This window comes from Geodermatophilus amargosae (assembly GCF_041028265.1).
In the GTDB taxonomy this organism is placed as follows: Bacteria; Actinomycetota; Actinomycetes; order Mycobacteriales; family Geodermatophilaceae; genus Geodermatophilus; species Geodermatophilus amargosae_A.
The window spans coordinates 105,805-125,617 of record NZ_JABGCW010000013.1 but is presented as its reverse complement, the minus strand read 5'-3'; the positions used below and the strand labels follow the sequence as shown (position 1 = coordinate 125,617).

22 protein-coding genes and 1 tRNA gene are annotated in these 19,813 nt (G+C 75.5%); 9 read left to right on the top strand and 14 right to left on the bottom strand.

Features of this window, described 5'->3' with window-relative positions:
* Positions 1–125: 125 nt before the first annotated feature.
* From HLV61_RS16540 to HLV61_RS16515, 6 genes are all read right to left on the bottom strand, one after another.
* Positions 126–2,003, bottom strand: coding sequence for a serine/threonine-protein kinase (locus tag HLV61_RS16540; RefSeq protein WP_369257352.1), 1,878 nt, complete (start codon positions 2,001–2,003; stop codon positions 126–128).
* Positions 2,003–3,451 carry a peptidoglycan D,D-transpeptidase FtsI family protein gene (locus tag HLV61_RS16535; protein WP_369257350.1) on the bottom strand — a complete coding sequence of 483 codons (1,449 nt, stop codon included), beginning with the start codon at positions 3,449–3,451 and terminating at the stop codon, positions 2,003–2,005. Before HLV61_RS16535 ends, HLV61_RS16540 begins: the two co-directional genes overlap by 1 nt.
* Entirely contained in the window at positions 3,448–4,860 is a 1,413-nt protein-coding gene (locus HLV61_RS16530; protein ID WP_369257348.1) for an FtsW/RodA/SpoVE family cell cycle protein, read from the bottom strand. The genes HLV61_RS16535 and HLV61_RS16530 overlap by 4 nt, the downstream gene beginning before the upstream one ends.
* Positions 4,860–6,278 carry a PP2C family protein-serine/threonine phosphatase gene (locus HLV61_RS16525; protein WP_369257346.1) on the bottom strand — a complete coding sequence of 473 codons (1,419 nt, stop codon included), beginning with the start codon at positions 6,276–6,278 and terminating at the stop codon, positions 4,860–4,862. The genes HLV61_RS16530 and HLV61_RS16525 overlap by 1 nt, the downstream gene beginning before the upstream one ends.
* Positions 6,279–6,339: 61 nt before the next feature.
* Entirely contained in the window at positions 6,340–6,801 is a 462-nt protein-coding gene (locus HLV61_RS16520; RefSeq protein WP_093584757.1) for an FHA domain-containing protein FhaB/FipA, read from the bottom strand.
* Between the two features lie 40 nt (positions 6,802–6,841).
* Positions 6,842–7,663: an FhaA domain-containing protein gene (locus HLV61_RS16515; protein ID WP_369257344.1), complete on the bottom strand. Its 822-nt coding sequence runs from the start codon at positions 7,661–7,663 to the stop codon at positions 6,842–6,844.
* 174 nt (positions 7,664–7,837) lie between these two features.
* On the opposite strand from HLV61_RS16515, the gene HLV61_RS16510 reads away from it, so the two are divergent.
* A tRNA-Leu gene (locus HLV61_RS16510) sits at positions 7,838–7,920 on the top strand.
* A 68-nt stretch (positions 7,921–7,988) separates the two neighbouring features.
* Here HLV61_RS16510 and HLV61_RS16505 read toward each other — a convergent pair.
* The 3 genes from HLV61_RS16505 to HLV61_RS16495 all read right to left on the bottom strand — a co-directional run bounded on the left by HLV61_RS16505 (position 7,989) and on the right by HLV61_RS16495 (position 10,199).
* Positions 7,989–8,384 carry a nuclear transport factor 2 family protein gene (locus HLV61_RS16505; protein WP_369257342.1) on the bottom strand — a complete coding sequence of 132 codons (396 nt, stop codon included), beginning with the start codon at positions 8,382–8,384 and terminating at the stop codon, positions 7,989–7,991.
* A gap of 74 nt (positions 8,385–8,458) precedes the next feature.
* Entirely contained in the window at positions 8,459–8,929 is a 471-nt protein-coding gene (locus HLV61_RS16500) for a DUF1707 SHOCT-like domain-containing protein (protein WP_369257340.1), read from the bottom strand.
* A gap of 106 nt (positions 8,930–9,035) precedes the next feature.
* The gene (locus HLV61_RS16495; protein ID WP_369257338.1) at positions 9,036–10,199 is read right to left on the bottom strand and encodes an acyl-CoA dehydrogenase family protein; all 1,164 of its coding nucleotides are present in this window, start codon (positions 10,197–10,199) and stop codon (positions 9,036–9,038) included.
* Positions 10,200–10,304: 105 nt separating this feature from the next.
* Here HLV61_RS16495 and HLV61_RS16490 point away from each other — a divergent pair, with 105 nt between their 5' ends.
* Positions 10,305–10,901, top strand: coding sequence for a TetR/AcrR family transcriptional regulator (locus HLV61_RS16490; RefSeq protein ID WP_369257336.1), 597 nt, complete (start codon positions 10,305–10,307; stop codon positions 10,899–10,901).
* 249 nt (positions 10,902–11,150) lie between these two features.
* Positions 11,151–11,360: a hypothetical protein gene (locus tag HLV61_RS16485; protein WP_369257334.1), complete on the top strand. Its 210-nt coding sequence runs from the start codon at positions 11,151–11,153 to the stop codon at positions 11,358–11,360.
* 4 nt (positions 11,361–11,364) lie between these two features.
* On the opposite strand, the gene HLV61_RS16480 is transcribed toward HLV61_RS16485, so the two are convergent.
* The 4 genes from HLV61_RS16480 to HLV61_RS16465 form a co-directional block, all read right to left on the bottom strand.
* Positions 11,365–11,874, bottom strand: coding sequence for a hypothetical protein (locus HLV61_RS16480; RefSeq protein ID WP_369257332.1), 510 nt, complete (start codon positions 11,872–11,874; stop codon positions 11,365–11,367).
* Positions 11,871–12,137: a helix-turn-helix transcriptional regulator gene (locus HLV61_RS16475; protein ID WP_093584736.1), complete on the bottom strand. Its 267-nt coding sequence runs from the start codon at positions 12,135–12,137 to the stop codon at positions 11,871–11,873. Before HLV61_RS16475 ends, HLV61_RS16480 begins: the two co-directional genes overlap by 4 nt.
* Positions 12,138–12,214: 77 nt before the next feature.
* Complete coding sequence (locus HLV61_RS16470) at positions 12,215–12,748, bottom strand: HNH endonuclease signature motif containing protein (RefSeq protein ID WP_369257330.1); 534 nt, start codon at positions 12,746–12,748, stop codon at positions 12,215–12,217.
* A gap of 196 nt (positions 12,749–12,944) precedes the next feature.
* A complete protein-coding gene (locus tag HLV61_RS16465) occupies positions 12,945–13,250 on the bottom strand; it encodes a hypothetical protein (protein WP_369257328.1) in 306 nt (101 codons plus the stop codon).
* A 196-nt stretch (positions 13,251–13,446) separates the two neighbouring features.
* Between HLV61_RS16465 and HLV61_RS16460 the strand changes: the two genes are divergently transcribed.
* From HLV61_RS16460 to HLV61_RS16435, 6 genes are read left to right on the top strand one after another with little or no spacing between them, the layout of a single operon-like run.
* Positions 13,447–14,358 carry an aldose epimerase family protein gene (locus HLV61_RS16460; RefSeq protein WP_369257326.1) on the top strand — a complete coding sequence of 304 codons (912 nt, stop codon included), beginning with the start codon at positions 13,447–13,449 and terminating at the stop codon, positions 14,356–14,358.
* 1 nt (position 14,359) lies between these two features.
* The gene (locus tag HLV61_RS16455) at positions 14,360–15,070 is read left to right on the top strand and encodes an MOSC domain-containing protein (RefSeq protein ID WP_369257324.1); all 711 of its coding nucleotides are present in this window, start codon (positions 14,360–14,362) and stop codon (positions 15,068–15,070) included.
* A 16-nt stretch (positions 15,071–15,086) separates the two neighbouring features.
* Positions 15,087–15,302, top strand: coding sequence for an RNA-binding S4 domain-containing protein (locus HLV61_RS16450; protein WP_369257323.1), 216 nt, complete (start codon positions 15,087–15,089; stop codon positions 15,300–15,302).
* A complete protein-coding gene (locus HLV61_RS16445; protein WP_369257321.1) occupies positions 15,299–16,762 on the top strand; it encodes an RNB domain-containing ribonuclease in 1,464 nt (487 codons plus the stop codon). Before HLV61_RS16450 ends, HLV61_RS16445 begins: the two co-directional genes overlap by 4 nt.
* On the top strand, positions 16,759–17,955 hold the full coding sequence (locus HLV61_RS16440) for a pyridoxal phosphate-dependent aminotransferase (protein ID WP_369257319.1): 1,197 nt from the start codon (positions 16,759–16,761) through the stop codon (positions 17,953–17,955). Before HLV61_RS16445 ends, HLV61_RS16440 begins: the two co-directional genes overlap by 4 nt.
* Positions 17,952–18,713 (top strand): nitrilase-related carbon-nitrogen hydrolase, encoded by a 762-nt coding sequence (locus tag HLV61_RS16435; RefSeq protein ID WP_369257317.1) that lies wholly within the window; start codon positions 17,952–17,954, stop codon positions 18,711–18,713. The genes HLV61_RS16440 and HLV61_RS16435 overlap by 4 nt, the downstream gene beginning before the upstream one ends.
* Here the strand turns inward: HLV61_RS16435 and HLV61_RS16430 are convergent.
* Positions 18,710–19,750, bottom strand: a complete 1,041-nt coding sequence (locus HLV61_RS16430; RefSeq protein WP_369257315.1) for a PRC and DUF2382 domain-containing protein — start codon at positions 19,748–19,750, stop codon at positions 18,710–18,712. The two genes, HLV61_RS16435 and HLV61_RS16430, sit on opposite strands and share 4 nt — an antisense overlap.
* Positions 19,751–19,813 lie beyond the last annotated feature (63 nt).

Here is a 19,813-nt window from a genome sequence, read left to right as displayed (position 1 = left end):
TCGAGCGGTGCTCCGGCGGGTCGCAGGCGCCCCCGGACAGGGTGCAGCGCCGGGCGCTGACCCGGTTCCGGCGGGCAGCGTAACGGCTGACGGGGCCCGTTCCCGGGCGGCGCGAGGGAGCGGTGTCACTCCGCCCCGTCCGGCGTGCGCCCACCCGTCGGGACCGGGGGGACGGCGTTCCCCGCACCGGGCTCGGTCTCCTCGGTGACAGGCGGCTCGGTGGGCGCCGCCGGCGGCGGCGGCGCCGAGGAGCCGGGCGCGGTCGTCGTGGGCGTCACTGCCGTCGTGGGCGCCGGGGCCGGCGGGGTCGGCGTCGAGGGCTGGGCCGTGGTGGTGGGCGCAGGCGGGGGCGTCGACGTCTGGGTCGGCGTCCCGCCCCCGGTGCCGGCGCCACCGCCGTTGCCCGGGCTGCTGCCGCCCGTGTCACCGTCGTCCTGGCCGCTGCTCCCGCCGTCCCCCGGGTCCTCCTCGGTCTCCGGGACGCGGTGGTCCTCCTGGGCCACGAACAGCGTGACGCCGGAGCCGCGGGGCACCGGGATGCCGGCCGGGTCGACGGCGGCGACCTCGCCCGCGTTCAGGTCGACGCCCGGGGCGGCCAGCTGGTCGGCGTCCGCGTCGGCGAGCGTCACCTCGAGACCGGCCTCCTGGAGCTCCTGACGCACGTCCTCGGCGTCCTCACCGATGTACTCGGACGCGGCGGGGATGGTCACGAGCTGCTGCGTGGCCGTGGGCGTGCCGCTCGCCGAGGCGCTGCCCGACGTCGTCCCCGCGGCGGTACCGCCGGGGTCGTCGCCGTCGCCGGCGAGGAGGAAGTACGCGCCGGTGACGACGCCGGCGACGAGCAGCAGCGACAGCAGCGCCCACAGCAGCCGGCGGTCGCCGCCCTTGCGCTGCGCGGGCCGGCCGTCCCAGCCGGTCCGGTCGTCGTCGACGGGCGGGCCCTGCAGCGGCGGCATGGTGCGCGCGCCGGCGGCGTGCCGGCCGCCGGTGCGCGGGCCGGAGGCCGTGGCGGCGCCGACCGCGGCGGCGCCCGCCGCCATCCCGGTGGCCGGGCCGCCGAGCACGCGGGTGCCGTCGGCGTCGACCTCGGGGATCACCTCGGTCCGTGCGGCGGCCATCATCCCGGTGCCCGACGTCGCCGCGGCCGGCCCGGCGGGGCCGAGGCCCTTGCCCGCGGCCACCGAGCGGATCGCGGTGGCGAAGTCGGCGCCGTCGGCGAAGCGGTCGTGCGGGTCCTTGGCCAGCGCCCGGTCGATGAGCATCCGCACCGCCGGCGGGACGTCGCCGGGCAGCGGGGGAGGCTGGCGGTTGATGTGCGCCAGCGCGATGGCCACCTGCGAGGTGCCGTCGAAGGGCCGCCCGCCGGTGAGGCACTCGTAGCCGACGACGCCCAGGGAGTACACGTCGGAGGCCGCGGTGGTCTCCAGGCCCTGTGCCTGCTCGGGGGAGAGGTACTGCGCGGTGCCGACCACCATCCCGGTGCGGGTCAGCGGCGTGGCGTCGCGGGTGCGGGCGATGCCGAAGTCGGTCAGCTTCACCACGCCGTCGGGCCGGACGATGAGGTTGCCCGGCTTGATGTCGCGGTGGACCACCCCGGCGGCGTGCGCGGCCGACAGCCCGTCGGCGGCCTGCTCGAGCACGTGCAGCGTCCAGTCGACCGGCAGGTGACCCTCCTCGTGGAGGATCGTCACCAGCGGCTTGCCCTCGACGAGCTCCATGACGAGGAAGGCCAGGGTCTGGCCGGGACCGCCGGCCTCGGTCTCGCCGTAGTCGTAGACCGAGGCGATGTTCGGGTGCGACAGCGCCGCGGTGTGCCGCGCCTCGTTGCGGAACCGGGCGACGAAGCTCGGGTCGCCGGTGAACTCGCTGCGCAGCACCTTGGCCGCGACGACGCGGTCGAGGACGCGGTCGCGCGCCCGCCAGACCTCGCCCATGCCGCCCGTGGCGATCGGCTCGGTGATCTCGTAGCGGCCGGCCAGGATGGTGCCGGTGGACAGGGCCATCAGCCCCCCTGACCCTCGAGATAGGCCTGCATCACGTCACCGGCGATCGGCGCGGAGACGTCTCCGCCGGTACCCCCGCCGTTCGCCACGAACACCGCGACGGCGATCTGAGGGTCGTCGGCCGGGGCGAAACCGACGAACCAGTTGTGGTCGGGCACGTCCTCGGCGACCTGGGCCGTGCCGGTCTTGCCGGCCACCGCCACGCCGGGGATGCGGGCCGCGCGGCCGCTGCCGTTGGCCACGACGCTCTCCATCATCTGCTGCAGCTGGTCGGCGACCTCCGGCGTGACCGGCGAGGAGAACTCCTCCGGGTCCGACCGGTCGATCACGGTGAGGTCGGGGGCGCGCACCTGGTCGACGAGGTACGGGGTCATCAGCGTCCCGTCGTTGCCCACGGCCGCGGCGATCATCGCGGCCTGCAGCGGGGTCATCCGGACGTCGCGCTGGCCGATGGAGCTCTGGCCCAGCGCCGCCTCGCTCTCGATGTCGCCGATGCCGCTGCCGGCGACCTCCAGCGGGATCTCCATGCCCTCCCCGGTCATGCCGAACGCCTCGGCCATCTCCCGCACGCGGTCCTCGCCGAGGTCGATGCCCAGCTGGGCGAAGGCGGTGTTGCAGGAGATGGTCAGCGCGTCGAGCAGCGACTGCTCCTGGCTGCTGCTGCACGAGGACCCGTTGAAGTTCTCCAGCGTCGTGGAGGTGCCCGGCAGCGTGAGCAGGTCCGGAGCCGGGACGACGGTGTCGGGGGTGTACTCGCCGCTGGACAGTGCGGCCGCCGACACGATGACCTTGAAGACCGACCCGGGCGGGTAGTTGTCCTGGGTCGCCCGGTTCAGCCGCGGGTCGGTGTCCATGGCGCCGAGCTCCTCGGCGTAGGCGCGGATGGCGGCGGGGTCGTGGCTGGACAGCAGGCCCGGGTCGTAGGTCGGGGTGCTGGCCATCCCGAGCACCGCGCCGGTGGACGGGTCGAGCGCGACGACGGCGCCGGTGACCCCCTCGAGCCCGGCCATCGCGGTCTCCTGCACGGCGGCGTCGAGGGTCAGGACGACGTCGCCGCCGGCCGGGTCGCGGCCGGTGAACAGGTCGGCCAGCCGCCGGGTGAACAGCCGGGCGTCGGAGCCGGCGAGCACGTCGTTGGCGGCGCGCTCCATCTGCGCGCTGTTGTAGAGCAGCGAGTAGTAGCCGGTGACCGCGGCGTACGTCTCCCCCTGCGGGTACTGGCGCAGGTAGGTCAGGGTGTCCTGGGTGGGTGTCGACAGCGCCACCTCGGTGCCGTCGACGACGATCGAGCCGCGCTCGCGGGAGTACTCCTCGCTGAGCACGCGGGTGTTGCCGGAGTCCTCGCGCAGCTCGTCGGAGCGCACGACCTGGATGTAGTTGACGTTGACGATCAGCAGCGTGAACAGCACCAGCACGCTGATCGCCACCTTGCGCAGGGGCGCGTTCACCGCGACACCACCTCGGTGGGCGCCTCGCCGAAGGCGGCCCGGGGCGGGGCGGGCGGGGTCGCCGGGCGGCGGGCGGCGTCGCTGATCCGCACCAGGACGGCGACCAGCCCGAAGTTGGCCACCAGCGAGGACCCGCCGTAGGCGACGAACGGCGTCGTCAGGCCGGTGAGCGGCAGCAGGCCGGTGACGCCGCCGAGGACGACGAACAGCTGCCAGGCGACGGCGAAGGCCAGGCCGCCGGCCAGCAGCTTGCCGAACGCGTCGCGGACGATCAGCGACGTGCGCAGGCCGCGCTCGACGAGCACGAGGTAGATGACGATGACCGCGACCAGCCCGAACAGGCCGAGCTCCTCGCCGATCGCCGAGGCGATGAAGTCGCTCTTGGCCACCGGCACCTGGTCGGGGCGGCCCCCGCCGAGCCCGGCGCCGAACAGCCCGCCGGTGCCCAGCCCGAACAGCGACTGGACCAGCTGGTAGCCGCCCTCGTCGCGGTAGGCGAAGGGGTCGAGCCAGGTGTCGACGCGCACCTGCACGTGGCCGAACACCTGGTAGGCGAGGAACGCGCCGCCGGCGAACAGCGCCAGGCCGATGAGCAGCCAGCTGGCCCGCTCGGTGGCGACGTAGAGCATCACCACGAAGATCCCGAACAGCAGCAGCGAGCTGCCCAGGTCGCGCTCGAAGACCAGCACGAGGATCGACACGACCCAGACGGCGAGCACCGGGCCGAGGTCGCGGCCGCGCGGCAGCTCCAGGCCCACGACCCGGCGGCTGGCCAGCGCCAGCACGTCGCGCTTGTCGACCAGGTAGGCGGCGAAGAAGACGATCAGGCAGATCTTGGCGAACTCACCGGGCTGGATGCTGAAGCCGGCCACCCGGATCCAGATCTTGGCGCCGTACACCTCGGAGATCGACGCGGGGAGCACCGCGGGCAGCGCGAGCAGCACCAGGCCGACCAGGCCCAGGGTGTAGGCGAAGCGGGACAGCAGCCGGTGGTCGCGCAGCACCACGACGACGGCGACGAACAGCGCCACGCCCACGGTCGCCCACAGCAGCTGCACGGGGGCGTCCTCGCGGGTGGCCTCGCCGTCCTGCAGGCCGGCGAGGTCCAGCCGGTGGATCATCGTGAGCCCGAGGCCGGTGAGCACCGCGACGGCGGGGAGCAGCAGCGGGTCGGCGTACGGGGCGAACCGGCGGACGACGAGGTGGACGACCACCCAGAGCGCGGTGAACCAGCCACCGAAGGTGAACAGGTCCGCGCGCAGCGAGCCCGTGACCGTGACGTCGACGATGCACTGCGCCGCGAGCGTGATGAGGACGGCGAAGCCCAGCAGCGCCAGCTCGGTGTTGCGCCGCGTGGGCGGGACCGTCCCCGGGGCGGCGGCGCGCGGGTCGGTCGTGGGCCCGCCCATCACTCCGCCTCCCGGCAGTCCACTCCCGGCTCGGGCGACGAGGCCGGGGTGCCCGACGTCGGCGCGGCCTCGGTGCTGCTGCCCGGCCCCGGCGCGGTCGGCAGGGCCCCGGTGTCCGGGGAGGGCAGCCCGCCGTCAGGCAGCGGCGGCAGCGAGGTCCCGGCCGACGGGGGAGCGTCGGCCGGAGGGGTGGACGGTTTCGTGTCGCACGCCGGCAGGGTGGCGTCGTGCAGGTCGTCGACGATGCGCTGCGCGTCGCCGGCGTCACCGGCGTCGATGCCCTGCCGCACGCTGTTCTGGTCGTAGGAGCTCAGGTCGTCGAGGTGGATGTCGGTGACGTCGTCGACGCGGTAGAGGTCCAGGCCGAGCAGGTCGGTGTTGAAGCCGCGGTAGACCGCCACCCGGTCGCCGTCGTCGGCGGCCGCGACCCCGACGAACCAGTGGGTGAGCACCCACAGCCAGGTGGCGATCCCGCCGACCAGCAGGAGCAGCACCACCCCCCCAGCGACGAACAGCCGCCGCCGAGGGCGGCGGCGGTCGGGGGGAGCGGCTGCCGTGGAGGTGCTGGTCGGTGGAGGTGGCGCCGGCGGGGGGTCGGCCAGCGCGGCCCGGCCGGCCGCGGAGCGCGGGTCGACCTCGCGCTGGCCGCGGTTGTCGCCGGCCGCGCCGTCGACGACCGGCTCCATGGGGAAGCCGCTGCCGGAGTCCTCGACGACGTCGGCGACGATCACGGTGATGTTGTCCGGGCCGCCGCTGCGCAGCGCCAGCTCGACCAGCCGGTCGGCGGTCGACTGGGGGTCGGGGTCGCGGAGCGCCTCGGCCAGCGTCTCCTCGCTGACCACGCCGGACAGGCCGTCGGAGCACAGCAGGTAGCGGTCGCCGGCGCGCGCCTCGCGCATCGACAGGTCGGGGTCGACGTCCTGGCCGTTGAGCGCCCGCAGCAGCAGCGAGCGCTGCGGGTGGTGGTTGGCCTCCTCGGGCGTGATCCGCCCGTCGTCGATGAGGGTCTGCACGAACGTGTCGTCGTGGGTGATCTGGGTGAAGACGCCGTCGCGCAGCAGGTAGGCGCGGGAGTCGCCGACGTGGCAGAGCGCGAGCCGGCCGCCGGCGAAGAGGACGGCGGTGAGCGTGGTGCCCATGCCCTCGAGCTGCGGGGACTCGCGGATGACCTCGCGCAGGTGCTCGCTGCCGTCGAAGACCGCCTCGCGCAGCGCCTGCAGCATGTCGCCGCTCGGGGCGTCCTCGTCGAGGTGCTCCAGCGCCGCGATCACGACCTTGCTGGCGACGTCGCCGGCCGCGTGCCCGCCCATGCCGTCGGCGACGGCGAGCAGCCGGGGCCCGGCGTAGACCGAGTCCTGGTTGTTGCCGCGGACCAGACCCCGGTCGGAACGGGCGGCGTAGCGCAGCGCGAGACTCATCGGACCCTGCTCACGTCTGCTCTGCCGCTCCCCGTGGTCACCTGCGTCGTGCGTGGACTGGTCATGAGCGCAGCTCCATGGCGGTCTGGCCGATGCGGATCGGCTGGCCGGGAGCCACGAGCAGCGGGCCCTGGACCCGCTGCTGGTCGAGGTAGGTGCCGTTGGTCGAGCCGAGGTCCTCGACGTACCACTGCCCGCCCCGGTTGGTCAGCCGCGCGTGCCGCGAGCTGGCGAAGTCGTCGGTGAGCACGAGCGTCGAGTCGTCGGCGCGGCCGATGAGGATCGGCTGCTCGCCCAGGGTGATCTTCGTCCCGGTCAGCGGACCGGCGGTCACCACCAGTGTGCGCACGCCACGGCCGCGCTTGCGACCGGGGGCGGCCGCGCGCGGTGGCACCGATGCCACCCGCCCGGTCCGGCCGCCGAACAGGTCGGCCCGGACGACGCGGAAGGCCGCGAAGATGAACAGCCAGAGCAGCAGCAGGAACCCGAAGCGGAAGACCTGCAGGACGATCTCGGCGGTCACGGCCGGCCCCCGCCGCGTCGCCCCGTGCGTGCGAGCTCGCTCACGTGCCGTCCTGCCGGTACACCAGCACCGAGTGCCCGATGCGGATGACGTCGCCGTCGGACAGGGCCTGGCGGGTCACCCGGCGGCCGTTGACCAGGGTGCCGTTGGTCGAGCCGAGGTCCTCCACGACGGCGGTGCCGCTGTCGAGGACGACGTCGACGTGCTTGCGGCTGACGCCGGTGTCGGGCAGCCGGATGTCGGCGTCGGTGCCACGGCCGATGACGTTGCGGCCGGTGGTGAGCTCGTGGCGGGTGCCCGGCCCGTCGACGACGAGCACGTGGGTGAGGCCGGGCCTCGAGCCGGCGCGACCGACGACCGACGGGTGCTGCCGGCCGGTGTCGGTGGCCACCCGGCCGGGCAGCGGCGGCAGCGGCGGGACGCCACCCGAGCCGTGCAGCGGCGGTGCCGGGGGGACGGCGACGGCGTCGGCCCGCGAGCCCGGGTTCGCCGGGTCGGCGACGTGCGAGCTGACCTCGAAGACGCCGGTGGGGAGGTCGTCGGAGCGCTCGAGGCGGACCTGTACCGCGCCGAAGACCTGCCAGCCCTCGTCGTCGATGTGCTCGGACACCATGTCGGCGAGCTCGGTGGCCAGCTGGCCGGACCACTCGGCGAGGTTGTCGTAGTCGGTGGGGCCCAGCCGGACGTCGTAGACGTTGGGGGCCAGCACCCGGCCCTCGCCCATGACCGAGCGCTGCTCGTCGGCCTCCCGCTGCAGCGCCTTGGCGATCTCGGCAGGATGGACCTTGCCCTTGAAGATGCGCGCGAAGGCGAAGCCGACCATGCCCTCGAGCCGTCGCTCGAAGCGCTGCAGCACGCCCACAGTCGCTCCTCCACGCTCGCCCGGACAGGTGGCCCTCCGACTGATCCTAGCCGGGTGACCGCGTCGTGACCGGCCAGGAACACGGGTTCCCCGTGCCTGGCGCGGGACACCCGGGAGGACGACGGACCCCTGCGCCGGGCGCCGCCGGACGACTGCTAATGTGGCTCCTCGCCAGGGCAAGTGGCGGAATGGCAGACGCGCACGGTTCAGGTCCGTGTGTCCGAGAGGACGTGGGGGTTCAACTCCCCCCTTGCCCACCCAGAGACGAGCGGCCCCCGGGGATCCCGGGGGCCGTTCTGCGTGTCGGGGCGGGGTGCGGAGCCGCTCAGGCGGTGCCGGCGGTCTCCTGGAGGAACGCGGCGGAGTCGTAGTAGGTGCGCACGCCGGTGAGCAGGCCGTCGTCGGAGCCGTCGCCCTCGATGACGGTGACGCCGCGGTAGCTGAACGGCTTCCCGCTGCGCAGCGTGCCGCGCGACTCCCACTCCAGCGCGGCCGTCTTCTCGCCGACGGTGCTCGAGGTGAACGTCGTCTCCAGCTCGCCGAAGACGTGGCGGTAGTCCTCCCAGAACCGCTGGGCGCCGTCCCGCCCGCGGGCCTCGTGGTCGGAGTTGAGCTTGACCAGCTCGGCGTCGTCCCCGGTGAGGTCGACGAGCGGCTGCGGGTCGGACTCGGCGTCGAGGTGGTGCAGCGCTGCGGTGAAGCGCTCGGTCAGGTTGTGCACGGGGGTCCTCCCGGGACGTCGTCTGCGGTCCCCGGCACCTACCCGGCCGATCGCGGACGCACCCGCACCGGAACTCAGACGGACAGCCGCTGCGGGTCGGTGCCCTGCGCCCGGCGCTCGCCGATCGTGCGCGCCAGCAGCACCACGCCCCAGGGGCCGATGACCCAGACCGGCCAGGGGTACTGCAGGTCCCCGGTGGCCAGCATCGAGACCAGCCAGATGCCGACGACGATCACAGCGGTGGTGGCCCACCCGGTCCACGCGCCGCGCAGGTCGGGGCCCCAGGCGCCGTGCCAGGCCCCGCCGTACACGGCGCAGGCGGCGTTCGAGCGGGCCGGCTCCTGGCCGGCGGCCTCCCGGCGGGCCGGGAGCGGCAGGTCGGCGGTGAGCTCGGCCAGCTCGCCGTAGGTGCGGGCGGCGTGGGCGCGCGCCGAGCGGTCCTCGTACTCGGCCAGCGTCAGCCGGCCGTCGGCCAGGGACTCGTCCAGGCGGGTCACGACGGCGGTGCGGTCGGTGTCGGCGGCGAGCAGGTGCGGCTCGGGCATCTCGGGCTCCTCGTCAGGCGGTGTGCACCGAGTCTTTCCCGCGGCCGGGCCCACCACCATTGACAGACGTCACCGATCCCCCGTGCGTCCTGCACGCCGGGCCGGCTCAGCCGTTGGCCGGTGTGGCCTCCCTGGCCAGGTGCTTGCCGATGACCATCCGCTGGATCTGGTTGGTCCCCTCGAAGATCTGCATGACCTTCGCCTCGCGCATGTAGCGCTCGGCGGGGTGGTCGCGGGTGTAGCCGGCGCCGCCGAGCACCTGGACGGCGTCGGTGGTCACCCTCATGGCGGCGTCGGTGGCCACGAGCTTGGCGATGCTGGCCTGGCGGGAGTAGGGCTTGCCGGCGTCCTTGCGGCGGGCGGCGACCAGGTAGGTGGCGCGGGCGGACTCCACGGCGGCGGCCATGTCGGCCAGCAGGAACGCCACGCCCTGGTGGTCGACGATGCGCCGGCCGAAGGCCTCCCGCTCGAGGGCGTAGGCGACGGCGACGTCGAGGGCGGACTGCGCCAGCCCGACGGCCACCGCGCTGACCCCGAGCCGGCCGGAGTCGAGTGCCGACAGTGCGATGGCCAGGCCGCGGCCGGACTCGCCGACCATCCGGCCGGCCGGCACCGCGACGTCGTCGAGGCGCATGGCCGCCGTCGTGGAGCCGGTGAGGCCCATCTTCTGCTCGGGCGGCGCGGCGCTGAACCCGGCCAGGTCGGGGGTGAGGTGGAAGCAGGAGATGGCGTTCGGGCCGTCGTCGGGGGTGCGCAGGAAGGTCGAGTAGAAGTCGGCGTGCCCGCCGTGGGTGACCCACGCCTTCTCGCCGGTGGCCGTCCACCCGTCGTCGGTGGTCTTGGCGCTCGCGCGCATGGCGGCGGGGTCGGAGCCGGCGTGCGCCTCGGACAGGCAGTAGGCGCCGAGCAGGCGCCCGCCGACCATCTCGGGCAGCCACTGCTGGCGCTGCTCGGGGGTGCCGAAGCGGTCGACCGGTCCGCAGGCCAGCGTGTGCACGCTGACGCCGAGCGCGACGCTGGCCCACCGCATGGCCAGCTCCTCGACCACCTGCAGGTAGACGGCGTACGGCTGGCCGCCGCCGCCGACGTCCTCGCCGAAGGGCAGCCCGAGCAGGCCGGCCTCGCCGAGGAGGGCGAACACCTCGCGAGGGAAGCGCTCCTCGCGCTCGTACGCGGCCGCCTTCGGCGCCAGCTCGGCGTTGGCGATCTCGCGGGTGAGCGCGACGAGGTCGACGGCCTCCCGGGTGGGCAGCTCTCGGTCGACGGCCACGGGGATCCCCCTCATCGCAGGTGCTCTGTCACGCTCGGCAGTACCGGCGACGATACGCCGGTACTGTCCGGCGTCCAGGCGCATGCTGGCCGGCCGGGAGGTGCCGTGACGACGACGGAGATCGCGGGGAGCGGCGAGCGCCGGCTGACCGCGCGCCAGGCCCAGCTCCTCGACCAGCTCACCGAGGTGTTCCTCGCCGAGGGCTTCGCCGGCTTCACGCTCGAGGACCTCGCCGTCCGGCTGCACTGCTCGAAGACGACGCTGTACGCGCTGGCCGACAGCAAGGAGCAGCTCGCCGTCCGGGTGGTGCGGCACTTCTTCCGCCGCGCGACGGCCGCCGTCGAGGCGCGGACCGCGGGTGAGACCGACCCGGCGCGGCGGGTGACCGCCTACCTCGAGGCCGTCGCCGTCGAGCTGACGCCGGCGTCCCGGGCCTTCCACCGGGACCTGGAGGCCTTCCCGCCGGGCCGGGCCGTCTACGAGCACAACACCGCGGCCGCCGCCGAGCGGGTCACCGCCATGATCGCCGAGGGCGTCGCGGCCGGCCGGTTCCGCGAGGTGCACCCGGGGCTCGTGGCCGACACGGTGACCACGCTGATGTCCCGCATCGGCCGCGGGGACACCGCCCGCGCCACCGGCCTGGACGACGCCACCGCCTACCGAGAGCTGGCCGCGCTGCTGCTGCACGGGATCAGCCGGTGAGGATCGCCGCGGCGTCGTGGGACGACGAGGAGGTGCAGCGGCTGACCGCCGCGCAGCAGGCCGAGCTGCGGGCCCGCTACGCCGGCGACACCGAGCCGGGGACGCCGCCGTCGGCCGCCGACGTGAGCGTGGTGCTGGTCGCCCGCGACCCGGCCGGGACGGCGGTCGGGTGCGGGGCGCTGCGGACCCTGGGCGCCGGTGCCGCCGAGGTCGAGCGCATGTACGTGGTGCCGGAGGCGCGGGCGGGGCGTGTCGAAGCTGCTGCTCGCCGGGCTGGAGGACGCGGCCCGGACGCGGGGGTGGACCGTGCTGCGGCTGGAGACCGGCCCGCGCCAGCCGGAGGCGATCGCGCTGTACGAGCGCGCCGGCTACCGGTCGATCCCCGCGTTCGGCGGCTACGTCGACGAGCCCGACGCCGGGTGCTCGCTGTACTACGAGCGGGTCCTCGGCCCGGCCTGACCCGTCAGGCGGAGAGGGCGTCGTCCTCCTCGTCGGGCAGCGTCCACGCCAGGTGCCAGTAGGGCAGCAGCCCGGAGGCGAACCAGAGCAGGAAGCCGAGGCAGAGCGCCAGGACGGTGTGCCCGGTGCCGGAGGCGAGGGCGATGCCTCCCGCCCAGGCGGCGAAGGTCAGCGCGGTCATCGGCCACCCGACGCTGCTGTGGGAGTGCTCGCGCAGGCCCTCCTGGTGCTCGTCGAGGGAGTGGCGCCCGCGGTCGAACACCCCGCGGATGCCGAGGTTGAGCAGCGAGTGCAGCGGGATGAACAGCAGCATCCCGGCCGACCAGGCGAGGAAGTAGGCGGTGGTCCAGCCGTCGTCGGTGAGGGCCTGGACGAGCGTGGCGACGGCGAGGGCACCCAGGAGGGCCGCCTCGGCGAGCACCGCCCGCACCCGGACCCGGTGGGTGCGGGTCCACGCGTAGCGGCCGTCCTCGAACGTGCGGGCGAGGAACGTCTGGTCGGGTGAGGTGGTCATGGCGTCCTCCGGGTGAGCTCGGAGCCGATCGCGGGCAGCGGGTCGAGGGAGAAGACCGCTTCGACCGGGAGGTCGAAGAAGCGGGCGATGCGCAGGGCCAGTGCCAGCGACGGGCTGTACTCGCCGCGCTCGAGGTAGCCGACCGTCTGCGGGTGGACCCCGACACCGTCGGCGAGCTCCTTGCGGCTGACCCGGCGCTCCGCCCGGAGCACGGCGATCCGGTCGTGGACCCGGTCGGCCTCTCCTCGTGGCTGACGACCCATGCCGCGCTTTGTAGCATTATTGCTACGGGTGGTGCAAGGAGTAGGACGAGGGGACGGCCGTGCGGAGCACCGGCGGGTCAGGCCGCAGGGACCAGTGCCGCGGGAGTGGTGATCTGTGACCCGTCGGGTCGCCAGGTGTGCCATCGACCGTCGGGTCGTCGTTCGACGCGGAAGCCGTGGTGGACCTGGGTGTGGTGGCGTTCGCACAGCAGGGCTGGGTTCTGCAGCGACGTCTGGCCGCCGTCGATCCGGTGCACGAGGTGGTGGACGTCGGCCCACCAGGTGGGGGCGGCGCAGCCGGTGAACACGCAGCCGCCGTCGCGCAGTTCGACCGCGCGGCGCAGGTGGCGGTCGGCGAGGCGGTGTTCGCGGCCGAGGTCCAGCGGCACGCCGTCGGGGCCGACCACGACGCGGGAGACGGTGCCGTCGCAGGCCGGCCAGCGAGCGCGGGCGGCGGAGAGGACCGCGCCGGAGCCGAGGGTGGCGGCGTTCCTGCCGGTGGCGGGGTCGTCGAGGTCGTCGGGGTCGTCGAGGTCGATGCGGGCCGCGACGTGCGGCTCGACCGTCCGCAGCGTCGGCAGGCCGCCCGCGGCCAGCGCGTCGTCGCCCACAGGCTGTCGTCGGCGTGCCGCGCCAGTGTGAGCGACCGCTGCTCGGTCGGATCGGGTTCCGGGCCGTCGGGGTCGAGGTCGTCCAGGGGGCGCTGCACCACCTGCACCAGGTCGCCGTGCGGCTGCTCGATCGCGACCTGGGTGGACACCGCGTCGATCACCGCCAGGTGCACACCGGCCGCCGGTCGCCGCGGCGTCACCGCCCGCGCCGCCTCGGCCACCTGCGCCGCCGACACCAGCCCGGCGTCGTGCGCCTCGCCCAACGCGGGCAGGTGCTCCGGCACCGGCCGTTGCCCACCAGCCGGGAGGCCTCGGCCGGCGAGAGCCGGCAGTGCCCGCGCAGCCAGGAGGCCATCGACCTCTGTCCGTCGCGCTCGGGCGCCTGGGACAACTCCGCAGCGCGCACGGAACGCGCCAGCCGGGCGTCGATCCGGTTGCGCTCGGCGACCAGCGCGGCGACGGCGTGGAGGACGTCGCCGCCGACCAGGTCACCCGAACACACGTACGAGGTCTCCCGCCGAGGATGCGCCCCCGCGACCTGGATCCGCAGCTCAGAACGCTGTCCCCGGATCCAGGAGGGACCTCGACGCCGCCAGACGGTCGCCGGTCGCGAGCGGCCGGTCCGCGGAGGACACGGCCCGCGCCGCTGGGCTGTGCCGCCTCGTCTGTGGTGGGGTGGGCCGGTGAGCGTCCCGCCCATGACCGCCTGGCCGTCCACCGAGCCGGCGGAGGTGGAGCTGGTCAGCGGCGGCGCCCGCCTCGCCGTCGACCTGCGCGGGGGAGGGCTGCGGGCCCTGACCGTCGGCGGCTGGGAGGTCCTCGACGGCTATCCCGCCGGCACGGTGCCCGCCGGGCGGCGCGGAGGCGTCCTGCTGCCCTGGCCCAACCGGCTCCGCGACGGGCAGTGGGCCTGGGAGGGCCGGCAGCTGCAGCTCGACGTCGCCGGACCCGGCAAGCCCGCCGCGCACGGCCTGGTCACCTGGCAGTCGTGGTCGGTGCTCGCCCGCCACGCGGACGCGGTCACGGTGGGCACCGTCGTCGAGGCACGGCCGGGCTATCCCTTCCGCCTGGCGGCGGCCGTCGACTCCGCCCTCGCACCCGGCCGGCTCACCGTCACCGTCCGGGTCCGCAACGCCGGCGACCGGCCCGCCCCCTTCGGCGTCGGCATGCACCCCTACCTCTCCGTCGGCGCTCATCAGGACGGCGGCATCGGCGACGCCGAGCTCACCGTCCCGGCGCGCACCGCCCTCGACCTCGACGGCGGCCTGCCCACCGGCACCCGCCGGCCCTTCGACGGCGCCGTCGGCCGGATCGGCGAGCGCGCCCTCGACGACGCCGTCACCGACCTCGAGCGTGACGACGACGGCTGGGCGCGCGTCCGGCTGCGCGGCGCCGCCGGGGCGCTGGAGCTCGCCGTCGACCGCTCCTGGCCGTGGCTGCAGGTCTACAGCGGCGACACGCTCCCGGAGGGGCAGCGGCGCCGCAGCCTCGCCGTCGAGCCGATGACCTGCCCGCCCAACGCGCTGGCCGACGGCGTCGACCTCGTCGTCCTCGACCCCGGCCAGAGCTGGGCGGGGACGTGGACGCTCTCGTGGACCGCGGGGGCCTGAGGTGCACGTCCAGGAGCTGTGGCGCTACCCGGTGAAGTCGCTGCAGGGCGAGCGGGTCGACGTCGCCGACGTCGGCCCCGAGGGCCTGGCCGGCGACCGCCGGTGGGCGCTGTTCGATGCGTCCACCGGCCACGGCCTCACCGCCCGCCGCCTGCCGGACCTGCTCTTCGCCTCCGGCCGGCTGCGCGCCGACGGCCGCGCGGAGGTGGTCCTCCCCGACGGCACGGTCACCGGCGACGACGCCGTCCTGTCCGACTGGCTGGGGCAGGCCGTGGCCCTCCGCGCGGCCGCGGACGTCCAGGGGCCGCGGCAGTACCTGGACCCGGTCGACGACGAGGACGGCGGGCCCTGGGACGCCTGGGAGGGGGCGTCCGGCTCGTTCCACGACAGCTCGCGCATCCGCGTCTCGCTGGTCTCCACCGGCACCCTCGGCACCTGGGACCGGCGGCGGTTCCGCGCCAACGTGCTGCTGACCGGGGAGGGCGAGGACGACCTGGTCGGGTCGGCCGTCCGGCTGGGGACGGCGGTGCTCGACGTCGTCAAGCCGGTCAGCCGCTGCGTCATGGTCACCCGCCCGCAGCCCGGCGGCATCGGCCGCGACAACGGCGTCCTCAGGACCATCCACCGGGAGCGCGGCGGCGCGCTGGCCGTCGGCGCCCTGGTGCCGGTGCCCGGCCGGGTGGCGGTCGGCGACGCGCTCGAGCGGCTCTGAGGGCACCATCGGGGTCGTGCGCACCGTCGAACTGCGCCCCGGCGAGGAGTCCATCCGCCTCGGGCAGCTGCTCAAGCTCGTCGACGCCGTCCCGACCGGCGCCCAGGTGAAGGACGTGCTGGTCACCGGCGACGTCCGGGTCAACGGGGAGCCGGAGGACCGCCGCGGCCGGCAGGTGCGCCGGGGCGACGTCGTCACGATCGCCGGTGCCGACGACGTGCGTGTCGCGTGACGGCCTCGGCGGGTTCCACGTGGAACGAGGACCGGATCCCCTTCACGGTGCCGCGCTGGCCGGAGGCCGCTCTCGCCGGGCCGGACTTCGACGCGATCCGTGCGGAGTTCGACGTCCCCGAGGACTTCCCGCCCGACGTGCTCGCCGAGGCCGAGCGGGTCGCGGCGGACCTGCCGCTGCCCGACCTCGACGCCACCGACCTGCCGCTGGTCACCGTCGACCCGCCGGGCAGCCGTGACCTCGACCAGGCCGTGCACCTCGCCCGGGAGGACGGCGGCTACGTCGTCCGCTACGCGATCGCCGACGTCGGCGCGGTGGTGGCGCTCGGGAGCGCGCTCGACGCCGAGGCCCGGCGCCGGGGCCAGACCCTCTACAGCCCCGACCGGCGCACGCCGCTGCACCCGCCGGTCCTGAGCGAGGGCGCGGCCAGCCTGCTGCCCGGCGAGGTCCGCGCCGCCGCGCTGTGGACCATCCGGCTCGACGCGGACGGCGGGGTGCGGGCGGTCGACCTGCGCCGCGCCCGCGTCCGCAGCCGCGCCCAGCTCGCCTACCCCGACGTCCAGGCGCAGGCCGACGGCGGCGCCCTGCCCGACCCGGTCGCCCTGCTGCCCGAGGTCGGCCGGCTGCTCGAGCAGGGCGCGGCCGCCCGCGGCGCGATCGAGCTGGGCACTCCCGAGCAGCAGGTGGTGCACGGTCCCGACGGCGGCTGGACGCTGGTCGCCCGCGCCGACCTCCCGGTCGAGGGGTGGAACGCGCAGATCTCGCTGCTCACCGGCCGGGTCGCGGCCCGGCTCATGCTCGACGGCGGCGTCGGCGTGCTGCGCACCCTGCCGCCGGCCCGCCCGGAGGACGTCGAGCGGCTGCGCCGGCTGGCCCCCGCGCTCGGGGTCGACTGGCCGGCCGGGGCCGGGGCGGGGCAGGTGCTCGCCGGCCTCGACGTCGCCGACCCCCGCTCCGCGGCGTTCCTGGAGGAGGCCGTCGCCCTGCTGAGGGGCGCCGCCTACACCCCGTTCGACGGCGCCCCGCCGGAGCAGAGCGGCCACGCCGGGGTGGGCTCGACGTACGCGCACGTCACCGCGCCGCTGCGCCGGCTGGTCGACCGCTTCGCCACGGAGGTCTGCCTCGCGCTGGCCGCCGGCCGCGAGCCCGACCCCGCGCTGCGCGCCGTCCTGCCGGAGCTGCCCGGGCTCATGGCCGCCTCCGACCGGCGCACCCGGTCGGTCGAGCGGGCCGCCGTCGACGCCACCGAGGCGTGGCTGCTGGCCGGCCGCGAGGGGGCGCTGTTCGACGCCGTCGTGGTCGACGCCGACGGCGATCGCGGCACCGTCGTCCTCCCCGAGCCGGCGATCCGCGCCCGCTGCGCCGGCACCGCGCTGGAGCCCGGCTCCCGCGTGCGGGTGCGGCTCACCGAGGCCGACGTCGCCCGCCGGTCGGTGCGGTTCGAGGTGGCCGGCGCGTGAGCGGGGAGCCGTACCTCGCCGAGCGCCTGCAGGGCTTCGGGACGACGGTGTTCGCCGAGATGAGCGCCCTGGCGGTGGCCACCGGCTCGATCAACCTCGGCCAGGGCTTCCCCGACACCCCCGGGCCGGCCGAGGTCCTCGACGTCGCCCGCGCCGCGATCGGCACGATGGCCGACCAGTACCCGCCCGGCCCCGGCACCCCGGAGCTCCGGGCGGCGATCGCCGCGCACGTCGAGCGCTTCCGCGGCCTGACCTACGACCCGGACACCGAGGTGCTGGTCACCGCCGGCGCCACCGAGGCGCTCAGCGCCGCGATGCTCGCGCTGGTCGAGCCCGGTGACGAGGTGGTCGTCTTCGAGCCGGTCTACGACAGCTACGCCGCGGCCGTGGCGATGGCCGGCGGCGTCCTCCGCCCGGTGCCGCTCACCCCGCCGCCGGCCGACCCGGGAGGCGCGGCCTGGACGTTCGACCCGGCCGACCTGCGCGCGGCCGTCACCCCGCGGGCGAGGCTGCTGCTGCTCAACACCCCGCACAACCCCACCGGCAAGGTCTTCCGCCGCGCCGAGCTGGACCTGGTGGCCGAGGTGGTCCTCGAGGCCGGTCTGCTGCTGGTCACCGACGAGGTCTACGAGCACCTGGTCTTCGACGGCGCGGCGCACGTCTCGCCGGCCACGCTGCCCGGACTGCGCGACCGGACGCTGGTGGTCGGCAGCGGCGGCAAGACGTTCAGCACCACCGGCTGGAAGGTCGGCTGGACCTGCGGGCCCGCGCCGCTGGTGGCCGCCGTCCGCACCGCCAAGCAGTTCCTCACCTACGTCAACGCCGGGCCGTTGCAGCCGGCGGTCGCCGCGGGCCTGGCCCTGCCGGACGCCTACTTCACCGGGATCGCCCGGGACCTGCAGCGGCGCCGCGACGTCCTGGTGGCGGGGCTGCGCGCGGCCGGCCTCCCCACGATCAGCCCGGAGGCCACCTACTTCGCGACGGTCGACGTCCGCGGGGTGCAGCCCGACGGCGACGGCCTGGCGTTCTGCCGCGCGCTGCCGGAGCGGGCCGGCGTGGTCGCGGTCCCGGCGGGGGTCTTCTGGACGGCGGGGCACGCGCACCTGGGCCGCCACCTCGTCCGGTTCGCCTTCTGCAAGCGCGACGAGGTGCTCGACGAGGCGGTCGCCCGCCTGGGGAGGATGGCGGCATGAGGTTCGGCGTGGTCCAGCACGACATCGTCTGGGAGGACCGGGAGGCCAACTACGCCCGGCTGGCGCCCCAGGTGGCCCGCGCGGCCGCCGCGGGAGCGGGGTTCGTGCTGCTCAGCGAGACGTTCTCGACCGGCTTCTCCATGACGCCGGGCATCGGGGAGCCCGAGGACGGCCCGTCGGCGGCCTTCCTGCGAGAGCAGGCCGCCGCGCACGGCGTGTGGGTGGCCGGCACCTGCCCGGAGATCGCGCCCGGTGCGGACCTGCCCTACAACTCCTTCGTCCTCGCCGGCCCCGACGGCACGGTGCACCGCTACCGCAAGCTGCACCCGTTCACCCACGGCGGCGAGGCTGAGCGCTACCGCGCCGGTGACGGCCCGGTGACGGTGACGATCGGCGGCCTGCGGGTCACCCCGTTCACCTGCTACGACCTGCGCTTCGCCGACGTCTTCTGGGCCGCCGCGCAGACCACGGACGTCTACCTGGTGACGGCGAACTGGCCCTCGACCCGCCGGCACCACTGGACGACGCTGCTGCGGGCGCGCGCCATCGAGAACCAGGCCTACGTGGTGGCCTGCAACCGGGTGGGCACCGGCGGCGACGGCCTGCACCACGCCGGCGACAGCCGGGTGGTCGACCCGATGGGCGAGGTGCTGGCCGCCGCCGCGGGTGGCGAGACGCTCGTGCTGGCCGACGTCGACGCCGCCGAGGTCACCGCCACCCGCGACCGGTTCGCCTTCCTCGCGGACCGCAGGGGCTAGCGGACCTGCGGGGACGTCGCCTGCGGGGACGTCGCCTGCGGGGACGTCGCCTGCGGGGAAGTCGCCTGCGGGGAAGTCGTCTGGTCGACGACGATCTGCTCCCGCTGCACCTGCTCGGTGATCCGCTCCTGGCCCTGCACGACCTCCGTGGTCAGCCGCACCCGCTCGACCGGCACGACCTCGACCGACACCACCGGGCGCTCGGCGTGCAGCACGATCTCCGCGGGCAGCCCGCCCGGGCCCGTGCCACCCGCCTGCACCGTCCCTCCCGTGGCGCCGTCCTGCAGCGTCCCGGTCCCGGCCTCGTACCCACCGCGGGCGGGGGACAGGGACTCACCGGGCACGTCGGGAGCGTCGAGCGGCACGTGCTCCACGCGGATCTCCTCGCGCCGGATCGGCACGGTCACCTGCACCTCCTCGGTGACCACGTACTTGACCAGCCGCACCCGCGTGGCCGCGACCTGCTCGGTCCCGACCCGCAGCCGCTCCTCGCTGCGGGTCATGGCGCCGTCGGTGGGGGTGGTGTCGGGCACGGCGTGCCGCGCCGCGCCCTCCGCGACGGGCGGTGGGGCGGCCTGCTCGGTGGTGGTGCGCATGCCGGCGGCCGGCACCGGGACGGGCCGGGTGCCCGCGTCGGCCACCGCCGTCTCCCCGCCCGCCGCAAAGGCGCTGCTGTCCGGGGCCCCACCCACGGGAGCGCCGGTCTGCGGAGCGCCGGCCTGCGTGCCGCCCGTCAGCCCGTAGTGCTCGCGCAGCGCGGTCTCCTCCTCGGGCCCGAGGTGGTCGCCGCCGGTGACGGGGGCGTGCTTCACGGTCTCCTTGTGCACCGGCACGGTGAGGACGCCGTCGTCGAAGGTGGCCTGCGTGGCCGGGACGATGGAGTGCTTCGTGCCGAACAGCCCGGTGCTCACGGCCACCCAGGTCGGTGCGCCGGTGCGGTCGTCGACGAAGAAGCTCTCGACGGTGCCGATCTTCTCGCCGTCGGGCCCCTGGACCGTGCTCCCGATCGCCGCGGACAGGTCTCGCTCGCTCAACACGCTGCTCGCCTCCTCCGTCGACGCCACGGTCTGGCGTCTTCCGCCGGGGAGTGCCCGGTCCGG